Source organism: Pannonibacter sp. CBAS1226, assembly GCF_055685825.1.
In genome coordinates, this window is record NZ_JBVOUO010000015.1 from 1 (window position 1) to 19,702 (window position 19,702).

Here is a 19,702-nt window from a genome sequence, read left to right on the forward strand (position 1 = left end):
GCGCCGTGCCAGAATGACCAGAACGCAGGCTTTCCTCAAACCATAACCGGGGAGCCTGACTGGCAGTCCGTTGTGAACCCTGCCCCACGAGGGGGAGGGGGACGGAGAGGACTTGCCACAGGCCGAATGCCTCACTGCCTCCACTGCAAACCCGGCTCATGGCAGGAAGAACCGGCTCTGCGTTGCCGCTTCCCCGCCGCTCGTCAGGCTCTGCAGGGTGAAGCGGATGTTTCCGGCAAGCTCTGGCCCTGCGGTCAGCGTCACCCGCAGCTTGCGGCTGCCATCGGCGGCAAGGTCCACGGCGAGGCTGCCGTCTTCATCCGGCTCAAGTCCGGGGGAGGCGAGGGTGAGAGGGGCAGTGCCCGTGGCTGACAGGCGGATGAGTGCTGCCTCGCCCGTGGTGTTGGTGATGCGCAGCTCATAGGCATTGCGGATCTGGCCATCGCTGAGCTGCACGGCGGCGGGGGTGCGCTCGTGGATCACGGCAAGGGCCAGCGTGGCACGGCCCGACAGGTGGATGGCCATGCCGGCGGCCAGCGCCAGCGCGGCCAGCGCAATGGCCAGCACCTTGGGCCGCAGCAGGCGCACGGGCTGGCGTGGCTTGCCCTGCATCTCCCGCTCGATGTTGGTCCAGCTCTCGTAGTCGATCAGCCCGCGCAGCCGGTCGAGGCGGAACATGGTGCTGTCGCAGGCATCGACGCACAGGCCGCAGTTGATGCAGGCAATGCTTGGCCCCTGGCGGATGTCGATGCCCATGGGGCAGACGGCAACGCAGGCATTGCAGTCAACGCAATCGCCCGCCGGAAGGCCCATCTCGCGGGCGGTGACGGCCTTCTTGGCCGACATGCGCGGCTCGCCCCGCTGCGGGCGGTAGTTCACCGTCAGCGCCTGCGCATCCCAGATCGCCCCTTGCAGGCGCGGCCAGGGGCACATGAAGGTGCAGACCTTTTCCCGCGCAAGGCCCGCGAGGCAATAGGTGGTGAAGGTGAGCGTCAGCACCATGCTGTAGGCGAGCAGCGGCGCGTCGCCCGAAGCAAGACTGCGCAGCAGGGTGGGGGCATCGGCGAAATAGAGCACGAAGGCACCGCCCGTGGCCGCCGCAATGCCCAGCCAGACCACGTGCTTGGCCGTCTTGCGCCAAAGCTTCGAAAGGGTGAGCGGCTGCTTCAGCGCCTGCATCTGCTGGCGGCGGTCGCCCTCGAACTTGCGTTCGACCAGCAGGAAAAGATCCGTCCAGATGGTCTGCGGGCAGAAGAAGCCGCACCAGACGCGCCCGGCCAGCGCATTCATCAGCACCAGAACGAGGGTTGCCAGCACCAGAAGGCCGGTGAGGTAATAAAACTCCTGCGCCCGGATCTCGATGAAGAACACGTAGAAGCGCAGATTGGCGAGATCAAACAGGATGGCCTGATCCGGCTGGCCGGCCCCGCGCCCCCAGCGCAGGAAGGGCAGCACGTAATAGACCGCAAGGCACAGAACCAGCAGCCGCCATTTCAGCGTGCGGAACTTGCCCTTCACCGCCTGCGGAATGACGCGGGTGCCATTTGCGGCGGGCAGGCCCTGCGGCCGGGGCGGCCTTGCTGGGATTGGCTTTGCAGCTATTGGCTTACCTGTGACGGGGGGAATGATCTGATAGGTCATGGCCTGCCGATCCGCACCCGCCAGATCTGCGGGCCGCTTTCCAGAATGTCCCAGGTGAAGCCCGCGACGGACCGCTGGGCGAATTGCGCCTTGAGGGGCGAGGGGTCGCGGTCGTTGACGAGGTCGAAGCAGCCGCCGGGCTGCAGGGCGTCGAAGGTCTCGCACACAAGCGCACGGCGGATGACGCAGGGCAGGCCGCAGACATCGATGGCGGGGATGGTCTCGAACTGCGGAACGGTCATGCGGGCCTCCGGGCATTGTCTTGCAGAATCAGGCAGATCCTGACAGGGCCGGGGCGCTGCTTCTTTGTGCGGGCACAAACTCGGGAGGCGCGGGCGCTGCTAAAGTCCGGCGCATGTCCCGTGACGTTGCGCCGCCTTCTCCCGAACTCACGCCCGCTTCTGCACCCCTGCTGCCGTGCCAGCCGCTGTTTCTGCTGGCCGGTCTCTGGGCAGCGCTCGTGCCGCTGGTCTGGCTGCTTCCGGCCGGATGGCTGCCGGAGCGCGGGATCTGGCATGCGCGCGAGCTTCTTCTGGGCATGGCAGGGGCAGCGGCGGGCGGCTATCTGCTGACATCCCTGCCCGCCTGGACACAGGGGCCGCTTGCCCCGCTCCGCGTGACAGCGGGCGCCGTGCTCCTGTGGTGTCTGGCGCGGGGGGCGGCGGGCCTGGAGCTGATGGCCGTGCTACCCGCAGGCGGCCGGATCGCGGGCCTTGCCAATGCGCTTTACTTTCTGTTCGTGGCCATGGCTGTGGCGGTGCCGCTGGCCCGTGCCGGAACGCTGGCCCGCGCCGGAGTGGCGGGCCGGGGCTGGATTGCGGCGGGGCTGATGCTGGCGGCTGCGGCAGGTGCAGGCCTCTCCGGCTTCGGGCACGGGCCTGCCGCCATCCTGATACTGCCCTTCACCCTGTTGCTGGCCCACGTGGGCGGCAGGGCGGTGCCTGCCTTCACGGGCGTCTGGCTGGCGCGGATATCCGCCGCCGCTGCCCCGCCTCAGCTCCTCGCCCCGGTTCCCCTGCTGCCCGTCATCGCCGCCGCCAGCCTGCTCGAATGGTCCGGCTGGCGGGTGGCGGCAGGCTCGCTGTGGCTCGCCGCTGCGGGGCTCGTGCTGGTGCGCCTGCCGTCCTGGAAGACCTTTAGAACCTTCCGCTATCCGGCGCTCTTCTGGCTGCACATTGCCTATGCTTGGCTCCCGGCCGCCTTCCTGCTTCAGGCTTTGGCCATCTGGTGGCCGGAGCTGATTGATCCGGCTTCTGCCCGCCATGCCCTGACGATGGGCGCCATGGGTGGCATGATGATGGCGGTGATGCTGCGCCCGGCAATGCGGCGGCATGACCGGCGCCTGCTCATGACACCGCTGATGACCGCCGCCCTGATGCTGGTGCAGATCTCGGCGCTGCTGCGGGTTCTGGCTGCGGGCATCGCGTTTGACGGGGCGGTGAAAGCGGCCGCGCTCGCCTGGGTCCTCGGCTGGGCCTGCTTCACCTGCGCCTTCTGGCCCGCCGTCACCGGCCCCGTCCCCCGCCCGGCCTTCAGCGCGCGGCTGGAGTGAAGCTGGGGGTGCAGGCGAGGGGGCGCCGCTCAGCCGCGCAGGATGGCTTCGGCTTCGATTTCCACCTTGTAGTCGCCGATGAGCTTTGCCACCGCCAGCAGGGTGTTGGCGGGTTTGATGGGGCCGAAGATGCGGCCATGGGCGCGGGAGACGGGCAGGGCGTCGTCCGGGTCGGTGAGATAGACGCGCGTGCGCACCACGTCCTCGGCGCTGGCGCCAAGGGCTGTCAGCGCGGCGAGGATCTTGTCGAGGATATAGGTCGTCTGCGCGGCGGCATCGCCCGGTGCCACCGGGCGGCTGCTGCCGGCGGTGGCGGTGGTACCGGACACCAGAATGCGGTCGCCGATGCGCTGCGCCCGGCAATAGCCCGCGATATCCTCCCACTCCGATCCGGTCAGCACCCGCGTTGCGCCGGGGCGATGGGGCACGGCCTCGGTCGTATTGGCCAGCGGCATCTGGTCGAGATGATGGCTGAGATCGCCCGAGGCGGTGAGGAACGGCGGCTTGCGGTATTCATCACCGCAATCGCCCGGAACGGCCTGCATCCGTGCAAAAGCCTCCGCCAGCCTGCCATGATCCTCAGCATCGAGGGCAAAGGAGAAGAGCCTGAGGTTGCCATCCGTGTGCATGGCCTCGCCCAGCCTTGCGCCGATGATCACGCCCGCCACTTGCCGCTGCTCCAGCACCCAGCGGGTGGCAACATTGGAAATGGACACGCCGTGCCGGTCCGCGATCTGCCGGGCGGCGGACAGCAGGGTCTGGAAGGCATCCCAGCCGCCGGTCACGTCGATGAAGCGCTTGTACTTCATCTTGCTCCAGTCATCGATGTCCAGCGGCTCGCGCTGGCCCAGCCACCTGTCCGACAGGAAGCCGCCGCAGAGCGTGCCATAGCCGAAGAGATGCACCCCGTGCGCGGCGCAGACTTCCGCCAGCGGCCCGGCGGCGCGCCGGTCCACCAGCGAGAAGGAAACCTGATTGGTCAGCAGCGGCACCCCGTCGGCCAGCGCCAGATGCAGATGCGCCGCATCGAAATTGGTGACGCCGATGCCGCCGATCAGCCCTTCCTGCTGCAACTTCGCCAGTTCATGCAGTGCGTCCAGCCAGCCGGGATGCTCGAAGCTCCACCAGTGGAATTGCAGCAGATCGACGCTGGCTAATCCCAGCCGGTCCAGCCGCTCCTGCACGCCGGCGCGGACAATCTCCGCCGTCATCGGCCCCGGCTCCGGGCACCATTTGGTGAAGGCAAGCGGACGGGGGCTTTTGCCTGCGTGGCGGGACAGCATCCGGCCTGCCAGAATTTCCGAGGTGCCGTAATGGTCGGCCATGTCGAAGGTGTCGAAGCCCTGCTGCACATAGGCGTCCAGCCAGTCCGCGCCGGTCTCCGGGTCGATGGCGCCGCTCTTGCGTTCGATATCGGCCACCTGCCACAGCCCCGTCAGCGCCCGGCTGATCTCAAGGCGGGGCGACAGGCGGAAGCGGTCGGGACGGGAAAGGGGTGCGGTCATCGGCTGGCTCTCGGGTTTCGCGGCTGCTGGATGCACGGATCGTGCTGGACGAGGTTCAGGGTTTTGGGAAGGACTGCAGTCTGGTTGACTGGGCAGTGAGGCACCAATTCCTCTCCCCCCTTGAGGGGGAGATGCCCCCGTCAGGGGGCAGAGGGGGGTGAGGGACTGTCCTTTCATACGAAAGGTGATGCCGTGCGGAGGTGCTGCCACCCCCCTCTGTCAGCTTGCGCTGACATCTCCCCCTCAAGGGGGGAGAGGGGCGCTGCGGCGAAAGGAAGGAACAAGCCCTGAATGTCTCCGCGCCCGGCGCCTCAATCCAGTCGCTGGCGGAATAGGAATCCCGGGTCATGCGGAGGGGATGATGACGCGGAAGCTGCGTTCGATGTCGTTGACAAGGGCGGCCTTTGCCGCTTCCCGGTCCCCGGCCTTCAGCGCAGCGATGATTTCCTCGTGGTGCTTGTGCTCGGGCATGCGCAGGGCATCTTCGGTCTTGATGATGAGGTTCAGATAGGCGCCGTATTGCACCCACAGCCCCTCCACCAGCGGCACCAGCACTTCGGACTGGCTGGCGCGGTAGAGGGTGAAGTGGAAATCGTAATTCTGCTTCAGGTCCGGAAGTGTTCTGTCCGGCGCGGGCGGGGCGTTGAGCACGGCTTCCAGCTCCGCAACGGTTTCCGCCGTCATGCGGTCCATGGCGAGGTCCAGCACCAGCGTTTCCAGCGCCAGCCGCGCTCGCTTCAGATCCTGCATCCGGTTGGCATCAAAGGGCGGCACCTGCAGCGTGCGGCTGGGGGTATCGACCAGCGCGCCCTCGGCCACAAGGCGGCGCACCGCTTCGCGCACCGGCGTCATCGAGGTGCCCAGCTGTTCGGCAAGGTCGCGCAGGCTGACGGTGTCGCCCGGCGCAAATCCGCCGCTGGTGAAGGCATCGCGCAGGGCGAAATAGACGTTTTCCCGCAGTTTCGACTGGTCGATCCGCGCAATGCGTGGGGCGGTCATGGTTCTGTCCCGGCGTGCTGCCTGCATGTTAAACCTGCCTGAAGTTTAACCACCTTAGGCTGATTGACAATCGGAATATCCCAAACCTATGATCAAATATCACAGATAACAAGCCTCCTTCAAAGGAGCCTTCCAGATGAGCGTGAGCCGGACATGAGTGCGGATGAGACAGCGAAGAGGGAAGACGGCTTCTGGCTCTACGACCTGAAGGTCGAGACCGTGCTGGGCGGGCGCACCCCCGTCTGCCGCCATGTGGAGGGCGAGGCCTTCACCGTGGAAGGCGAGGCGCTGGTGTTCGGCGCCGGGCAGCGGGTGTCCATGTATGCGCTGGCCGCGCTGCTGCCGCTGCTGCCGGCCAAGCAGCGCGAAACCCATGCCAATGACTGGATGTCCACCGACGCGGAGATTGCCTGCCCCGACCCCCATTGCGGCGGCCGGTTCCGCGTCACCCGCCTTGGCAAGCGGTACTTCCGCCACAGCGAAACCACCGGCCTGCCCGAGGCCCGCGACACCCCATACTGGAAAAAGGCCGAGGGAGGCCCTGCCGAATGACCGCCGCTGAAACCGCAGACCTGCGCTCCGGCCACCGCATTTCCCGCGTCATCAAGGGCGGCTGGCAGCTTGCCGGCGACCATGGCCCGGTGGAGCGCGAGGCCGCCATCGCGGATATGGAAGCCTTCCTCGATGCGGGCATCACCACCTTCGACTGCGCCGACATTTACACCGGCGTGGAGGAGATGATCGGCAACTTCATCGCGGATGTGCGCCGCCGCCGGGGCGGGGAGGGGGCAGACCGGGTGATCGTGCACACCAAGCTGGTGCCGGACCTCTCCCGCCTTGCCGACATCCGTCCGGACGAGGTGGAAGCCATCATCGACCGCTCGCTCAAGCGGCTGCAGATCGAGCGGCTGCATCTGGTGCAGTTCTTCTGGTGGGATCTGACCATCGGCAACGCGGTGTCCGCGCTGGAAGTGCTCAAGCGCTGCCAGGAGAAGGGCAAGATAGCAAACCTCGGCACCACCAACTGGAACGAGGCGCAGATGAGCCTCTTCACGGATGCAGGCTTTGATGTGGTTTCGGCGCAGGTGCAATATTCCGTGCTGGACCGGCGCCCCGCCGGGGCCTTCTCGGACTGGGCGCGTGAACATGATGTGCAGCTTTTGTGCTACGGCACGCTGGCGGGCGGGTTCCTGACAGAAAACTGGCTGGGCCAGGCCGATCCGGGCTTTGCCTTCGAGAACCGCTCGCTGATCAAATACCGGCTCATCATTGACGAGTTCGGCTCCTGGGACCTGTTCCAGACGCTGCTCTCCACCCTGAAGGCAGTGGGCGAGCGGCATGGTGTGTCCCTCTCCAGCGTTGCCACCCGCTGGGTGCTGGACCAGCCGCAGGTGGCGGCGGGCATCGTCGGGGCGCGCTATGCGCGGCATCTGCCCAAGACGATGGAAGTCTTCGGCTTCGAGCTGGACGCGGCGGACCGGGCAGCCATCGGCGCGGTGCTGGCGCAGGCGGGCGGGCCGCAGGGGCCGGTCTATGGCCTTGAGGGCGACCGCACCAGCCGCCATGGCCGCATCATGAAGTACAATCTCAACACCAAGCCTGATGATCAGGTGCTGGCGGCGGCTGCCCATGGCTGAGGTGCTGCTGTCCACCAAGGGTCTGACCCGCGACTTCAACGGCTTCCGCGCGGTGGACAGCGTATCGCTGGACATCCGGGCGGGAACCATCACCGGCCTCATCGGGCCGAACGGGGCGGGCAAGTCCACCCTGTTCAACCTGCTCACCGGCACGCTGAAGCCCACCTCCGGCACGGTGACGCTGGCGGGCAGGGATGTGACCGGCCTTGCGCCCGATGCCCTGTTCCGCAAGGGGCTGGGGCGCACGTTCCAGATCCCGCGCCCCTTTGCGCGCATGAGCGTGCTGGAAAACGTGATGATGGCCCCGCCCGCCCAGACGGGGGAAAGCCTCTTCGGCCCGCTCTTCGCCTCTGGCCGTGTCGCCGCGCAGGAACGGCGCAACCGGGAGCGGGCGATGGCGGTGCTGGAATTCGTGACGCTGGCAAAGCTCGCCGATCATCCGGCGGGCAAGATCTCCGGCGGGCAGATGAAGCTGCTGGAACTGGCGCGGGTGCTGATGGGCGATCCCGCCATCATCCTGCTGGACGAACCGGCGGCGGGCGTCAACCCAACGCTGACCGGCGTTCTCATCGAAAAGATCGAGGAGCTGAACCGGCAGGGCAAGACCTTCGTCATCATCGAGCATGACATGGATTTCATCATGCGCCACTGCGATCCGGTGATAGCGCTTGCCGAGGGCAAGGTGGTGTTCGAGGGAACGGCGCAGGAAGCGCAGGCCAATCCGGTGCTTCTGGATGCCTATCTGGGGAGCATGGCCGATGCCTGACGTGACCCAACCAGATCAAGCCGGACGTGACGGCGAACTCGTCATCCGCGGGCTTTTCGCCGGCTATGTGCCCGATCTGCCGATCCTGAAGGACGTGGCGTTGACGGCGGAGGCCTGCAAGGTCACCGTCATCATCGGCCCCAATGGCGCGGGCAAATCGACGCTGATCAAGGCGGTGGCCGGGCTGGTGCCGGTCAGCGGTGGCAGCGTGCGTTACCGGGGGCAGGACATCACGGGGCTGCGGCCCGACCGGATGGCCGGCCACGGCATCGCCTATGTGCCGCAGACGGACAACATCTTCCGCACGCTGACCATCCGCCAGAACCTGGAACTGGCGCTGCGCAATGCAGGCAGCGCGGCGAAGGCGCGGCTGGACGAGCTGTTCACCCGCTTTCCCCCGCTTGCCGCCAAGCAGAAGGAGCGGGCCGGGGCCCTGTCCGGCGGGCAGCGGCAGTTTCTGGCCGTCGCCATGGCGCTGGCGGTGAAGCCCTCGCTCATTCTCATGGACGAGCCTTCCGCCGGGCTGTCGCCCAGGGCGGCGGAAGAGGTGCTGGGGCTGGCAAGGGACCTGACGCAGCAGGGTGTCACCATCCTGCTGGTGGAGCAGAACGTGAAGCAGGCACTGCGCATCGCCGATCACTGCTACATCCTCGCCGACGGGCGCAACCAGCTTGACGGGGCGGCAGAGGCCCTGCGGGCGGACCCGGTGGTGGGGGAAATCTATCTCGGCGGCAAGAGGTTGAGGGCATCATGATCCAGGCGCTCGTGGACGGAATTCTCGTCGGATCGGTGCTGTCGCTGGGCGCCATCGGCCTCACCATGGTGATGCACATGCTGCGCTTTGCCAACTTCGCCCACGCGGAGCTGCTGACCATCGGCGCCTATGTGGCGCTGGTCTTCGACCGGCTGTTTCAGGCGATCCATGGCTCTCTGGGGCAGAAGCTTGCGCCGCTGTCGCTCACGCTCTCCCTGCTGCTGGCCATGGTGCTGGCGATGGCGGTTACGGCGGCAAGCGCGGTGCTGATCGACCGGCTGATCTTCCGCCGGGTGCGGGAGAAGGGCGGCGAGTTGTCCATGGTTTTCGCCTCCTTCGGCGTGGCGCTGATCGTGCGCAGCGTCATAGGCCTCAGCTTCGGCCTGCATACGGAGCTTTACTCCAGGGGCATCGCCTTTGCCGTGGTGCTGAGCCGCGATCCGCTGCTGATGATCAAGCCGGATCAGGTCTTCGTCCTCTGCGCCACGCTGCTGGTGATGGTGGTGCTGCATCTGGTGCTGACGCGCACCACCTTCGGCTTTGCGCTGCGGGCGGTGGCGGAAAACCCGTCGCTGGCACAGGTTAACGGCATTTCGCTGAAGCGCATGGTGACGCTGATCTGGGTCATCGGCGGCGGTCTGGCGGCGCTCGCCGGTGTGTTCTATGCCATGACCAATCACCTCTCGCCCGTCATGGGCCGCGACATGGTGCTGCCGGTCTTTGCAGCGGCGATTGCCGGGGGCATCGGCAGCATCCACGGGGCGGCGCTCGGCGGTTTTCTGGTCGGCATTGCCTCCAGCCTTGCGCTGCTGATCGTGCCCTCGGGTTACTCGCCCTCCATGCCCTTCCTCATCATTCTGGCGGTGCTGCTGGTCCGCCCCAACGGTCTTTTCGGCGAGGCGCGGTCATGATCGGGGTCATCTCCTATCTCGTCTTCTTCACGACGCTGGCATCCATTCTCGCCATCGCGGTGATGGGCCTCAATCTGCAATGGGGCAACACGGGGCTGTTCAACGGCGGGGTGGCGGCCTTCTTCGGGGCAGGGGCCTATGCCACGCTGATCCTCGGCGGCCTGCCGCAGGACGATCATCTGGGCGGCTTTGCCCTGCCATATCTTCTGGCGCTGGCGGGCGGCGTGGGCGCGGCGGCGCTTCTGGCCTGGATTGCGGGCGTGCTGACGCTGAAGCTGCGGCATGATTATCTGGCTATTGCCACCTTCGGCATTGCGGTCGCCTTTGAAAACGTCATGCGCAATGCGGAATGGCTGACCGGTGGGGCCAAGGGCGTGCGCGGCTTCGAGCGGCCCCTGCGCGGCCTGCTGGGCGATGGCTTCACCTACAACCTGGCCTATCTCGCCTTCGTGCTGGCGCTGCTGGTGCTGGTCTATCTGATGCTGGAGCGGCTGACGGCCTCGCCCTTCGGGCGGCTGCTGCGCGCCATCCGCGAGGATGAGGAGGCGGCCCGCTCGCTCGGCAAGCAGCCGTCGCGGGTGCGCCTCACCGCCTTTGTCACCGGCTCGGCCATCATGGGGCTGGCGGGCGGGCTTTACGGCACCTTCTATGCCTTCGTCAGCCCGCAGGATGTGCTGCCGACGCTGACGTTCCAGATCTGGGCCATGCTGATCGTCGGCGGGGCGGGCAACAACCGGGGCGCCATCGCCGGGGCCTTCCTCATCTGGGCCGCCTGGACGGCCAGCGGCTGGGCCCTGTCCCGTTTCGCGCCCGCCGAGGCGCAACTCTATACCGGCTCCATTCAGTTCATCCTGATCGGGCTGGTCATCGTCGGCATGCTGCTCTGGCGCCCGCAGGGGCTCTTCGCGGAGCGGCTGACCGTATCGCAATCGGGAAAACCCGGGCACTGAAACCAGCACGCAAGGAGCTTGCCTCCTTGCGTGCTGGTCAAGCCGGTGCGGCGCATGAGCAAGTTCAAGGCGCGATGCGTCAGCATCGAAAGCCTTGGTATAACCAGAGGGGATTGAAATGACGATGAAGCGGAGTTTGCAGCGGGCAGGCCTCGGTCTGGCCCTCGGAATGGGCGCTCTGGCCGCCCCGCAATTTGCCGGCGATGCGGCAGCGCAGGCCTGCACCCGCAAGATCGGCGCGGTGCTGCCGATCTCCGTGGACTGGGGCCGCCCCATTGCCGAGACGGCGAAATTCGTGGTCGAGCAGGTGAACGAAGCGGGCGGCGTGCAGGGCTGCCAGATCGACATGGTGCTGCGCGATGACCAGACCGACCCGAAGGTCGGCGTCGATGCGGCCAAGGCGCTGGTGGATATCGATCAGGTGCCGGTGCTGCTGGGCTCCGTGTCGAGCGGCGTTTCTATGCCCATCCTCACCTCGGTCACCGTGCCGGGCAAGGTGATGCAGATGTCCTGCTGCTCGTCCTCCTCCGCCTTCACCAAGCTGGCGGAAGAGGGCAAGACGGACGGCCTGTGGTTCCGCACCTTCGCCACCTCCGGCGTTCAGGCCGCCGTGGGCGCCATGGTCGCCCGCGACAAGGGCTACAAGTCCGTTGCCGTGCTCTACAAGAATGACGACTGGGGCCAGGACATCGGCCGCATCGTTGCCGCCAACCTCGAAAAGCTCGGCATCAAGGTGACGGGCCTCGTTGCCATCAACGACGCTCAGCCCTCCTTCCGCGCCGAAGTGACCGAAGCGCTCTCCGGCGCGCCGGAAGCGGTCTATCTGGCGCTCTACCCCACCGAAGGCACGGCGGTGGTGCGCGAATGGCTGTCGCTGGGCGGCACGCAGAACATGATCCTCGCCAACTCGTTGAAGTCCGATGACTTCCGCAACAATGTCGGGCTGGAATATCTCGCCAATGCGTCGGGCACGGACACCGCCTCGCCGCGCACCGAGTCGGCTGCTGCCTTCGTCACCCGCTATCAGGAGAAATTCGGCAGCCAGCCCAACGGCCCCGGCCTTGCCAACAGCTATGACGCGGCGATGATCGCCCTGCTGGCAATGGAAGCGGCCGGCAAGGACGCCAAGGGCCCCGAAATCGCCGCAGCGGTGGCCAAGGTCACGGACCCGGCCGGCACGCCCGTCACGGCCGATGCCGCAGGCTTTGCGGAAGCGAAGAAGATCCTCGCAGGCGGCGGCACCGTGCTCTACCAGGGCGCAACCGGCAACGTGAAGTTCGACAAGAACGGCGACGTCTCCGCCCCGGCGGTCATCTGGGGCTTCACCGCCGAAGGCACGAAGGAAGAGCGCTACATCCCGCTCGAAGACGTCGACGCCTTCATCGCCTCGGTCCAGTAACCGCAAAACGGCGCAAAAAGACACAGGCCGCAGGCATCACCCCTGCGGCCTTTTTTGTCATCCGGCCATGATCGCGGTGAGTTCTGCGCGGTGGCGCATCATGGTGGTGTGGAGGGCCTTGTCGCGGTGGAGCGCGGCGGCGGCTTCCGGCTGCGGCGTGAAGATCCGCATGGCAAAGCGCATCGCCTCTCCCGCCTCATGGACAGAGGGGAAAGCCCCGGCGGCGACGGCGGCATGCAGGGCGGTGCCGAGCAGCACCGCATCGCAGTTCGCCGGAACATGCACGCTTGCGCCCGTGGCATCGGCATGGAGCTGGGCCAGCAGCGCGTGCCCGGCAAAGCCGCCGCCGAGCAGAAGCCGCTCCGGCCTGCCTGCGTCAGTGGGCTGATGGTCGAGAATATGGCTGATGCCGCAGGCGAGTGCGACGCAGCTGCGCCAGTAAAGCCGCAGCAGGCCCTCTTCCGAGGAGTCCAGATCCAGCCCGGCGAGGCTGGCCGTCAGGCGGGGATCGGAGACGGGCGAGCGGGTGCCGTGGATATCCGGCAGCACGGCGATGGGCAGGCCGAAATCCCGGCCTTGGCTTTGCAGCCGCGCGCCGATGGCATCCAGAATGGCCCGGTGCCGCGCCTGCGAGGGTTCGCCGCCGCCGGGGTGTGTTTTCAGCACATGGTCGAGAAAGGCACCGGAGGCCGATTGCCCCGATTCCAGCAGATACAGCCCCGGAGTGGCCGCGCCCTCGAAGCCGCCCCAGCAGCCGGGGCCGGACACGGGCGCCTGCGTCAGCCGGATGATGCAGCTGGATGTGCCCGCGATGAAGGCCGCTTCCTGCGCAAGCGGCGCTGGCTCGCGCTCCCCGGCGGCAAAAAGGCCGAGGGCGCCCGCATAGGCATCGATCAGCCCCGGCGCCACGAGGCAGGCAGTGGTGAGGCCGAGGGCTTCCGCCGCTTCCACTGAGAGATGGCCCACCGGTTGATGGATGGGCTGCGACTGCGGCGGCAGGCCCGCGCGCTCCATCAGATCCTCAAGGCCCGCCTGTACCAGAAAGCCCTGCGGCGGCGTGCCGGGCGCTTCCGGGCTGTAGCCCCATTTGGAGGCCATGGGCGAATGGCTGCGGGTGGTGGCGCCTGTGGCCCGCCAGGTCAGGTAATCGGCAAGATCGAAGATGAGACCGGCCCGGCGCCAGATCTCCGGCAGGTTCCGCTTCAGCCAGAGGAGCTTCGGGATCTGCATTTCCACCGAAAGCCTGCCGCCGAACCGGGCCAGAAGCGGATCTTCGATGGCGTTGCACTGGTCCGTCTCCGCGATGGCGCGGTGGTCCATCCACAAAATGGTGTCGCGGGTGGCCGTGCCCGTGGTGGAGATGGAAAGCGGCTGGCCCTGTGTGTCCCGCACCACCAGCGAGCAGGTGGCGTCAAAGCCGATGGCGAGAATATCTGCGCCCGCAAGACCGGCTTCGTTCAAGGCAGCGCGGACCGCGCGGCAGACGGCGGACCAGATCTCTCCGCTGTCCTGCTCCATGTGCCGGGCCTGGGGTGTGTGCAGCGACACCGGCACAACGCAGCGGGCGAGTTGCTGGCCGCGAAGATCGAACACACCGGCACGCGCGCTCCCCGTACCAACGTCCACGGCCAAGATGTGGTCAGGCATCCGTTATGTCTTCCGGTCTCCTCGCTGGGAGCACAAACTGAAGCAATTCCGGCATGCCGTCAAACCGTGCATCGGGCTCAAGGTCCTTCAGCGCGGCGGTGTAGGAGGGGTGGCGGGTGTGGGCGCCGCCGGTGAAGGCAATCACGCCCATGCCCGCGGCCTGTGCAGCCATGATTCCGGCGGGGCTGTCCTCGATGACAAGGCAGGCCGGCGGCTCCACGCCCATGGCGGCGGCCGCATGCAGGAAAAGATCCGGCGCGGGCTTGCCATTCTCAACCATGGTGGCGCTGAAGATATGCGGCGCGAGCCCGCCGAGGAGGCCGGTGAGGGAGAGGGAGAACTCGATGCGCTCGCGCTGGCTGGACGAGGCGACACAGCAGGCGATGCCATTGTCCTTCAGCGCGCCGATCAGCGCCGCCACCCCTGCGATGGGCTGAAGCTCCTGCCGGAAGCGGTCATACAGCACCTCGCGCATGCGGCTGAGAAACGGCGGATCGATCTCCACGCCGAATTCGGCCGCAACCGTTTCGCTCAGCGAGCCGAGGCTGCGGCCCAGAAACCGGCGGGCGGCGCCATCCGCATCAAGGCGGATGCCCTTTTCCGCAAGGGCCCCGATCAGCACGTCGAGCGCAATGGCCTCGCTGTCGACAAGCACGCCGTCACAATCGAAAATCACCAGCCGGATCTGCTGCGTGGTCATGGATAGTCAGCTCGCAAGGGTTCCATTCAGATAGCGCCGCAACGTATCTGCCGTGCCATGCGCCCGCAAGCTGGCCAGCGCCTCGCCGAAGCGCTGGCGGAAGCGCGGATCAAGACCCACGGGCCCGAAGATATCGGCCAGGCCGGTGAAGGCGTCCGGATCGGTGCGCGAGGCAAGGGCTGCGGCATGCAGCCGCTCTGCGGCCGGATCATTGAAGGCAATCGGCTTGCCGCCATCGCTGGTGCCCTCGAAATAGCGGCACCACAGGGCGGAGACGAGGGCAAGGCCCTGCACGTCGAGCCCTTGTGCCAGACGGTCGGCGGTGGAGGGCAGGATGAATTTCGGCTGCCGGTTCGATCCGTCCTGCGCGAGGCGCGGGATGGTGTCGCCGATCTTGGGATTGGAGAAGCGGCTCTCGATCAGCGCAAAATAATCCTCAAGGCGTGTGTCCGGCACGGGCGGCACCACGGGGATGATTTCCTCATGCTCCAGCTTGGCAAGGAAGCTGCGGATCAACGGGTTTTCCATGGCCTCATGGACGAAATGGATGTCCATCAGCGCCGCCGGATAGGCAATCGCCGCGTGGCCGCCGTTGAGGATCCTGAGTTTCATCAGCTCGTAAGGCGCCACATCGGGCACGAAGGTGACGCCCGCCAGCTCCAGCGCCGGGCGGCCCAGCGGGAACCGGTCCTCCAGCACCCATTGCTTGAAGCCCTCGCAGAACACCGGCCAGCCGTCTTCGATGCCATAGGCCTGCGCCGTCATGCGGATTTCCCGCTCGCCCGTGGCCGGGGTGATGCGGTCCACCATCGAATTGGGGAAGGCGACGTTTTCGTGGATCCAGTCCGCGAAACCGGGGTCGGAGAGGCGCGCCAGCCCGCAGACGGTGGCCTCCGTCACCTCGCCATTGCCGGGGATGTTGTCGCAGCACATCACGGTGAACGGGGGAATGCCCGCCGCCCGCCGCGCCTTCAGCCCGGCGATGATCAGCCCGAACACGGTCTGCGGGTGCTCCGGGTCCTTTGCGTCGGCGATGATGGCCGGATGGGCGGCATCGAACGTCCCCGTGGCCGGGTCGATGAAATAGCCCCCTTCGGTGATCGTCATGGAGACGATGCGGATCTGCGGGGAGGCCAGTGTGTCGATGATGCGGGCAAAGTCCGGTGCGGTGATCATGTCCAGCATCGGCCCGGTGACGGTGGCGCCGGAACGGTCCGCATCCTGCTCGACCACGGTGGTGAGGAAATCCTGCCCCTTCAGCACCTCGTGCATGCGCCGGTCGGAGGGCATGACCCCGGCGCCGATGATGCCCCAGCCGAGATCCCGGCCCAGATCCCGGCCCGTGTTGAACAGCTCATGCAGATAGACCGCCATATGGGCGCGGTGAAAGTTGCCGGTGCCGAAATGCAGGATACCGGGCGTGAGGTCTTCGCGGCGGTAGGCGGGCAGGGCGGCCCGGCCCTTGAGGCTGGCGAGCGTTGCGAGCGAGAGCTTCGTCGTCATGAGTGCAGTCCTTGACTGGCGGGGGAGGGGCGGGAGGGCCATGCGGCCCTCAGCTCATCCAGTTGCCGCCGTCCACATTGTAGGTCTGGGCGAGGATGTAGGCGGCCTCGGGCGAGGCGAGGAACACCGCCATGCCGGTCAGGTCTTCCGCCCGGCCCATACGGCCGAAGGGCACGGCCTCGCCCACCAGCTTCTTCTTCTCGCCAAGCGGCCGGTTCTCGTATTTCGCAAACAGGGCATCCACCCCGTCCCAGTGCTCGCCATCGACGACACCGGGGGCAATGGCATTGACGTTGATGCCATGCTTGATGAGGTCGAGTCCGGCGGACTGGGTGAGCGAGATGATCGCAGCCTTGGTGGCGCAATAGACGGCGACCAGCGGCTCGCCGCGCCGCCCGGCCTGGCTGGCCATGTTGATGATCCTGCCGCCTTTGCCGCGTGCAATCATCGACTTCGCCGCCGCCTGCAGCATGAACAGCGTGCCGGCCACGTTGATTGCGAAAAGCCGGTCATAGCTTTCCCGCGTGATCTCCGTGATGGGGGCAAGATCGAACAGGGCGGCGTTGTTGATGAGGATATCCAGCCCGCCCTGCCGCTCCTCGACCGTCCGTACCGCGGCGTCGATCGAGGCCTGACTGGTCACATCAAGCTTCACCGGATAGGCGGCGCTGCCGATTTCCGCGGCGGTTTCGGTGGCGCGGAGGAAGTCGATGTCGGCAATGGCAACGGTTGCGCCCTCGCGCACATAGGTTTCGGCAAAGGCCCGGCCGATGCCCCGCGCCGATCCGGTGATCAGGGCGGACTTGCCCTCCAGTCTGCCGCTCATTGGGCCTGTCCCTCGCCGTTGAACCTGTGCAGGCGTGTGAGATCCGGCGTCACATGCACGGTATCTCCGTGGCGGACGGGAAATTCGCCGCCGGTGCGGGTGGTGATGGTGCCCGCGCCCTCCACCTCCACATGCAGGAAAGTGTCGGAGCCCAGATGCTCGGCCACGGTGACCTTGCCCTGCCACAGCCCGCTGTCGAGCGAGAGGGTGACATGCTCGGGCCGGATGCCGATGGTATGGGCCCCGTGCTCAGCGGCGGTGGGGCCGCTGATCAGGTTCATCTTCGGCGAGCCGATGAAGCCGGCGACGAAGAGATTGGCGGGGGTGCGGTACAGCTCCAGCGGTGAGCCCACCTGTTCGATGCGGCCCTTGTTCAGCACCACGATCTTGTCGGCCATGGTCATGGCTTCCACCTGGTCGTGGGTGACATAGATCGAGGTAGCCTTCAGCTTCTGGTGCAGCTCGGTGATTTCCAGCCGCATGGCGACGCGCAGCGCCGCATCGAGGTTCGACAGCGGCTCGTCAAACAGGAAGCAGCGCGGATTGCGCACGATGGCGCGGCCAATGGCGACGCGCTGGCGCTGGCCGCCGGACAGCTGGCCGGGACGGCGCTCCAGATAGTCGGTGAGATTGAGGATGCGCGCGGCTTCCTCCACCTTGCGCTTGATTTCCGCCGGATCGGCTTTCGCCATCTTCAGCGGAAAGCCGATGTTGGAGCGCACGCTCATGTGCGGATAGAGCGCGTAGGACTGGAACACCATCGCCAGGCCGCGCTGCGCGGGCGGGGTGCGGGTCTGGTCCTTGCCGTCGATGAGGATGCGACCGCCGGAGGCATCCTCAAGGCCTGCGATCAGCCGCAGCAGCGTGGACTTGCCGCAGCCGGAGGGGCCGACGAAGACCACGAACTCGCCATCGTTGATCTCAAGGTCGATCCCCGGAATGACGGCATGTTCGCCGAAGGACTTGGAAAGCTGTTCGAGTTTGATGCTGCCCATCAGCGGGGTTCCTTACTTGACGGCGCCAAAGGTGAGACCGCGCACGAGCTGCTTCTGGCTGAACCAGCCGAGGATCACGATCGGCGCGATGGCCATGGTCGAGGCGGCGGAAAGCTTTGCCCAGAACAGGCCCTGCGGACTGGAGAAGGAGGCGATGAAGGCCGTGAGCGGTGCCGCATTGGCCGTGGTCAGCCGGATCGTCCAGAAGGCTTCGTTCCAGGCCAGGATGATGTTGAGCAGCAGCGTCGAGGCGATGCCCGGCAGGGCCATGGGCGTGAGCACATGCACGATCTCGTTGAAGAGCGAGGCCCCGTCCATGCGCGCCGCCTCCAGGATTTCGCCCGGGATCTCGCGGAAATAGGTGTAGAGCATCCAGATGACGATCGGCAGGTTGATCAGCGTCAGCATCACGGTGAGGCCGGTGCGCGTGTCGAGCAGGCCGAAGTCGCGGAATATGAGGTAGATCGGCACCAGCACGGCGACGGCCGGCATCATCTTGGTGGAGAGCATCCACATCAGGATGTCCTTGGTGCGCTTCGTCGGCGAAAACGCCATGGCCCATGCGGCGGGAATGCCAACGAGAAGCGCCAGCACCGTCGAGCCCACGGCGAGGACCACCGAATTGAGGAAGGGCTTGATGTAGTCGCGCTGGGTCTGCACCGTGACATAGTTCTCCAGCGTGAAGCTGGGGATCAGGCTGAAGCCACGGATGGCTTCGGTCTCGGTCTTCAGGCTGGTGATCAGCGTGTAGAGGATGGGGAAGAAGATCACGAGTGCCACCGTCCAGGCGATGAGCGTGACCGTGATCTTGCGGCGGGTGCTGGTGGCGCGGGCCATGTGCGTGTCTCCTTACCGGTCCAGGTTCTTGCCGGCGGCGCGCATCAGGAAGATGGCGACGATATTGGCGAGGATGACGGCGGTGATGCCTCCTGCTGATGCGCCGCCCACGTCATAGCCAAGCAGCGCCGTGCGGTAGATCAGGAAGGCAAGGTTGGTCGAGGCATAGCCCGGCCCGCCATTGGTGGTGACGAGGATCTCGGCATAGACGCTGAGCAGGAAGATCGTCTCGATCAGGATCACCACGGTGATGGCGCGGGCCAGATGCGGCAGCGTCAGATAGAGGAACTGGTTGAAGGCATTCGCCCCGTCCATCTCCGCCGCTTCCTTCTGCTCCACATCCAGCGACTGCAGCGCGGTGAGCAGGATCAGCGTTGCGAAGGGCAGCCACTGCCAGGCGACGATGATGATGATCGACAGCAGCGGATATTGTGCGAACCAGTCCACCGGATCGAGCCCCAGCGCCCGGTTGATATCCGCCAGCACGCCGTAGCCCGGATGCATGATCATGTTCTTCCACACCAGCGCCGCCACCGGCGGCATGACGAAGAAGGGCGAGATCACCAGAATGCGGACAATGCCCTGCCCGAACATGGGCTGATCCAGCAGCAGCGCCAGCAGCAGGCCGCCCACGATGGTGATGAACAGCGCGCCGCCGACGATCAGCAGCGTGTTCCAGACCGACTGGAAGAAGGCCGGATCCGTGTAGAAATAGCGGTAGTTGAACAGCCCGGCGAAGCTGACATTGGCCGGGTTCAGCAGATTGTAGTTCTGGAACGAGAACCACAGCGTCATCGTGAGCGGCACGATCATCCAGATCAGCAGCAGCCCGACGGAGGGTGCCATCATCAGACGTGCCAGTGTGCGTGTGTTCTGAGTAGCCATGATGAAATCTTGCCCTGATGAGCGCTGCGCCAGAGGCCGCAAGGACCCGGGGAGCCCGCCCGGACCCCTCATGAGAGGCCCGGACGGGGGAGTGGACGATGGGGGCTGAGCCTGTCTTGTTAAGCTCTGCCGCCAGTGTTTCTTGACGGCTGCAAGGAGGAGGCAAGCTCCCTCCTTTCACTGCAGTGCCCCTCT

General features: G+C 66.3%; 19 protein-coding genes. 8 read left to right on the plus strand and 11 right to left on the minus strand.

Annotation, left to right across the window (positions count from 1 at the left end):
* Positions 1–156: 156 nt before the first annotated feature.
* Positions 157–1,641 carry a cytochrome c oxidase accessory protein CcoG gene (ccoG, locus tag AC0CMF_RS23545; protein WP_374630888.1) on the minus strand — a complete coding sequence of 495 codons (1,485 nt, stop codon included), beginning with the start codon at positions 1,639–1,641 and terminating at the stop codon, positions 157–159.
* Positions 1,638–1,883, minus strand: a complete 246-nt coding sequence (locus AC0CMF_RS23550; RefSeq protein WP_374630890.1) for a DUF2249 domain-containing protein — start codon at positions 1,881–1,883, stop codon at positions 1,638–1,640. Before AC0CMF_RS23550 ends, ccoG begins: the two co-directional genes overlap by 4 nt.
* Positions 1,884–1,996: 113 nt before the next feature.
* Here AC0CMF_RS23550 and AC0CMF_RS23555 point away from each other — a divergent pair, with 113 nt between their 5' ends.
* Positions 1,997–3,193 (plus strand): NnrS family protein, encoded by a 1,197-nt coding sequence (locus AC0CMF_RS23555; RefSeq protein ID WP_374630891.1) that lies wholly within the window; start codon positions 1,997–1,999, stop codon positions 3,191–3,193.
* A 29-nt stretch (positions 3,194–3,222) separates the two neighbouring features.
* On the opposite strand, the gene AC0CMF_RS23560 is transcribed toward AC0CMF_RS23555, so the two are convergent.
* Together AC0CMF_RS23560 and AC0CMF_RS23565 are read right to left on the minus strand one after the other, a co-directional pair.
* Complete coding sequence (locus AC0CMF_RS23560) at positions 3,223–4,698, minus strand: aldo/keto reductase (RefSeq protein WP_374630892.1); 1,476 nt, start codon at positions 4,696–4,698, stop codon at positions 3,223–3,225.
* 345 nt (positions 4,699–5,043) lie between these two features.
* Positions 5,044–5,697, minus strand: a complete 654-nt coding sequence (locus tag AC0CMF_RS23565; protein WP_122521874.1) for a GntR family transcriptional regulator — start codon at positions 5,695–5,697, stop codon at positions 5,044–5,046.
* Positions 5,698–5,850: 153 nt separating this feature from the next.
* Here AC0CMF_RS23565 and AC0CMF_RS23570 point away from each other — a divergent pair, with 153 nt between their 5' ends.
* The 7 genes from AC0CMF_RS23570 (at position 5,851) to AC0CMF_RS23600 (ending at position 12,114) form a co-directional block, all read left to right on the plus strand.
* On the plus strand, positions 5,851–6,249 hold the full coding sequence (locus tag AC0CMF_RS23570; protein WP_122521653.1) for a TIGR04076 family protein: 399 nt from the start codon (positions 5,851–5,853) through the stop codon (positions 6,247–6,249).
* On the plus strand, positions 6,246–7,334 hold the full coding sequence (locus AC0CMF_RS23575; protein WP_374630895.1) for an aldo/keto reductase: 1,089 nt from the start codon (positions 6,246–6,248) through the stop codon (positions 7,332–7,334). Before AC0CMF_RS23570 ends, AC0CMF_RS23575 begins: the two co-directional genes overlap by 4 nt.
* Entirely contained in the window at positions 7,327–8,100 is a 774-nt protein-coding gene (locus AC0CMF_RS23580; protein WP_122521658.1) for an ABC transporter ATP-binding protein, read from the plus strand. The genes AC0CMF_RS23575 and AC0CMF_RS23580 overlap by 8 nt, the downstream gene beginning before the upstream one ends.
* Positions 8,093–8,854, plus strand: a complete 762-nt coding sequence (locus tag AC0CMF_RS23585; RefSeq protein ID WP_122521659.1) for an ABC transporter ATP-binding protein — start codon at positions 8,093–8,095, stop codon at positions 8,852–8,854. Before AC0CMF_RS23580 ends, AC0CMF_RS23585 begins: the two co-directional genes overlap by 8 nt.
* Positions 8,851–9,765, plus strand: coding sequence for a branched-chain amino acid ABC transporter permease (locus tag AC0CMF_RS23590; protein ID WP_122521661.1), 915 nt, complete (start codon positions 8,851–8,853; stop codon positions 9,763–9,765). The genes AC0CMF_RS23585 and AC0CMF_RS23590 overlap by 4 nt, the downstream gene beginning before the upstream one ends.
* Positions 9,762–10,715, plus strand: coding sequence for a branched-chain amino acid ABC transporter permease (locus AC0CMF_RS23595; protein ID WP_374630898.1), 954 nt, complete (start codon positions 9,762–9,764; stop codon positions 10,713–10,715). The genes AC0CMF_RS23590 and AC0CMF_RS23595 overlap by 4 nt, the downstream gene beginning before the upstream one ends.
* A gap of 118 nt (positions 10,716–10,833) precedes the next feature.
* Complete coding sequence (locus AC0CMF_RS23600; protein WP_374630899.1) at positions 10,834–12,114, plus strand: ABC transporter substrate-binding protein; 1,281 nt, start codon at positions 10,834–10,836, stop codon at positions 12,112–12,114.
* A 57-nt stretch (positions 12,115–12,171) separates the two neighbouring features.
* Here the strand turns inward: AC0CMF_RS23600 and AC0CMF_RS23605 are convergent, their stop codons facing one another.
* The 7 genes from AC0CMF_RS23605 to AC0CMF_RS23635 are packed head-to-tail and all read right to left on the minus strand — an operon-like array spanning position 12,172 to position 19,507.
* Complete coding sequence (locus AC0CMF_RS23605; protein WP_374630901.1) at positions 12,172–13,761, minus strand: FGGY family pentulose kinase; 1,590 nt, start codon at positions 13,759–13,761, stop codon at positions 12,172–12,174.
* Positions 13,754–14,461, minus strand: coding sequence for an HAD family hydrolase (locus AC0CMF_RS23610; RefSeq protein ID WP_374630903.1), 708 nt, complete (start codon positions 14,459–14,461; stop codon positions 13,754–13,756). Before AC0CMF_RS23610 ends, AC0CMF_RS23605 begins: the two co-directional genes overlap by 8 nt.
* Before the next feature lie 6 nt (positions 14,462–14,467).
* Positions 14,468–15,964 (minus strand): mannitol dehydrogenase family protein, encoded by a 1,497-nt coding sequence (locus AC0CMF_RS23615; protein ID WP_374630905.1) that lies wholly within the window; start codon positions 15,962–15,964, stop codon positions 14,468–14,470.
* 49 nt (positions 15,965–16,013) lie between these two features.
* Entirely contained in the window at positions 16,014–16,790 is a 777-nt protein-coding gene (locus AC0CMF_RS23620; RefSeq protein WP_374630906.1) for an L-iditol 2-dehydrogenase, read from the minus strand.
* Complete coding sequence (locus AC0CMF_RS23625; protein WP_374630908.1) at positions 16,787–17,785, minus strand: ABC transporter ATP-binding protein; 999 nt, start codon at positions 17,783–17,785, stop codon at positions 16,787–16,789. Before AC0CMF_RS23625 ends, AC0CMF_RS23620 begins: the two co-directional genes overlap by 4 nt.
* Before the next feature lie 12 nt (positions 17,786–17,797).
* Complete coding sequence (locus AC0CMF_RS23630) at positions 17,798–18,622, minus strand: carbohydrate ABC transporter permease (RefSeq protein WP_050473731.1); 825 nt, start codon at positions 18,620–18,622, stop codon at positions 17,798–17,800.
* 12 nt (positions 18,623–18,634) lie between these two features.
* A complete protein-coding gene (locus tag AC0CMF_RS23635; protein WP_374630910.1) occupies positions 18,635–19,507 on the minus strand; it encodes a carbohydrate ABC transporter permease in 873 nt (290 codons plus the stop codon).
* Between the last annotated feature and the right edge of the window lie 195 nt (positions 19,508–19,702).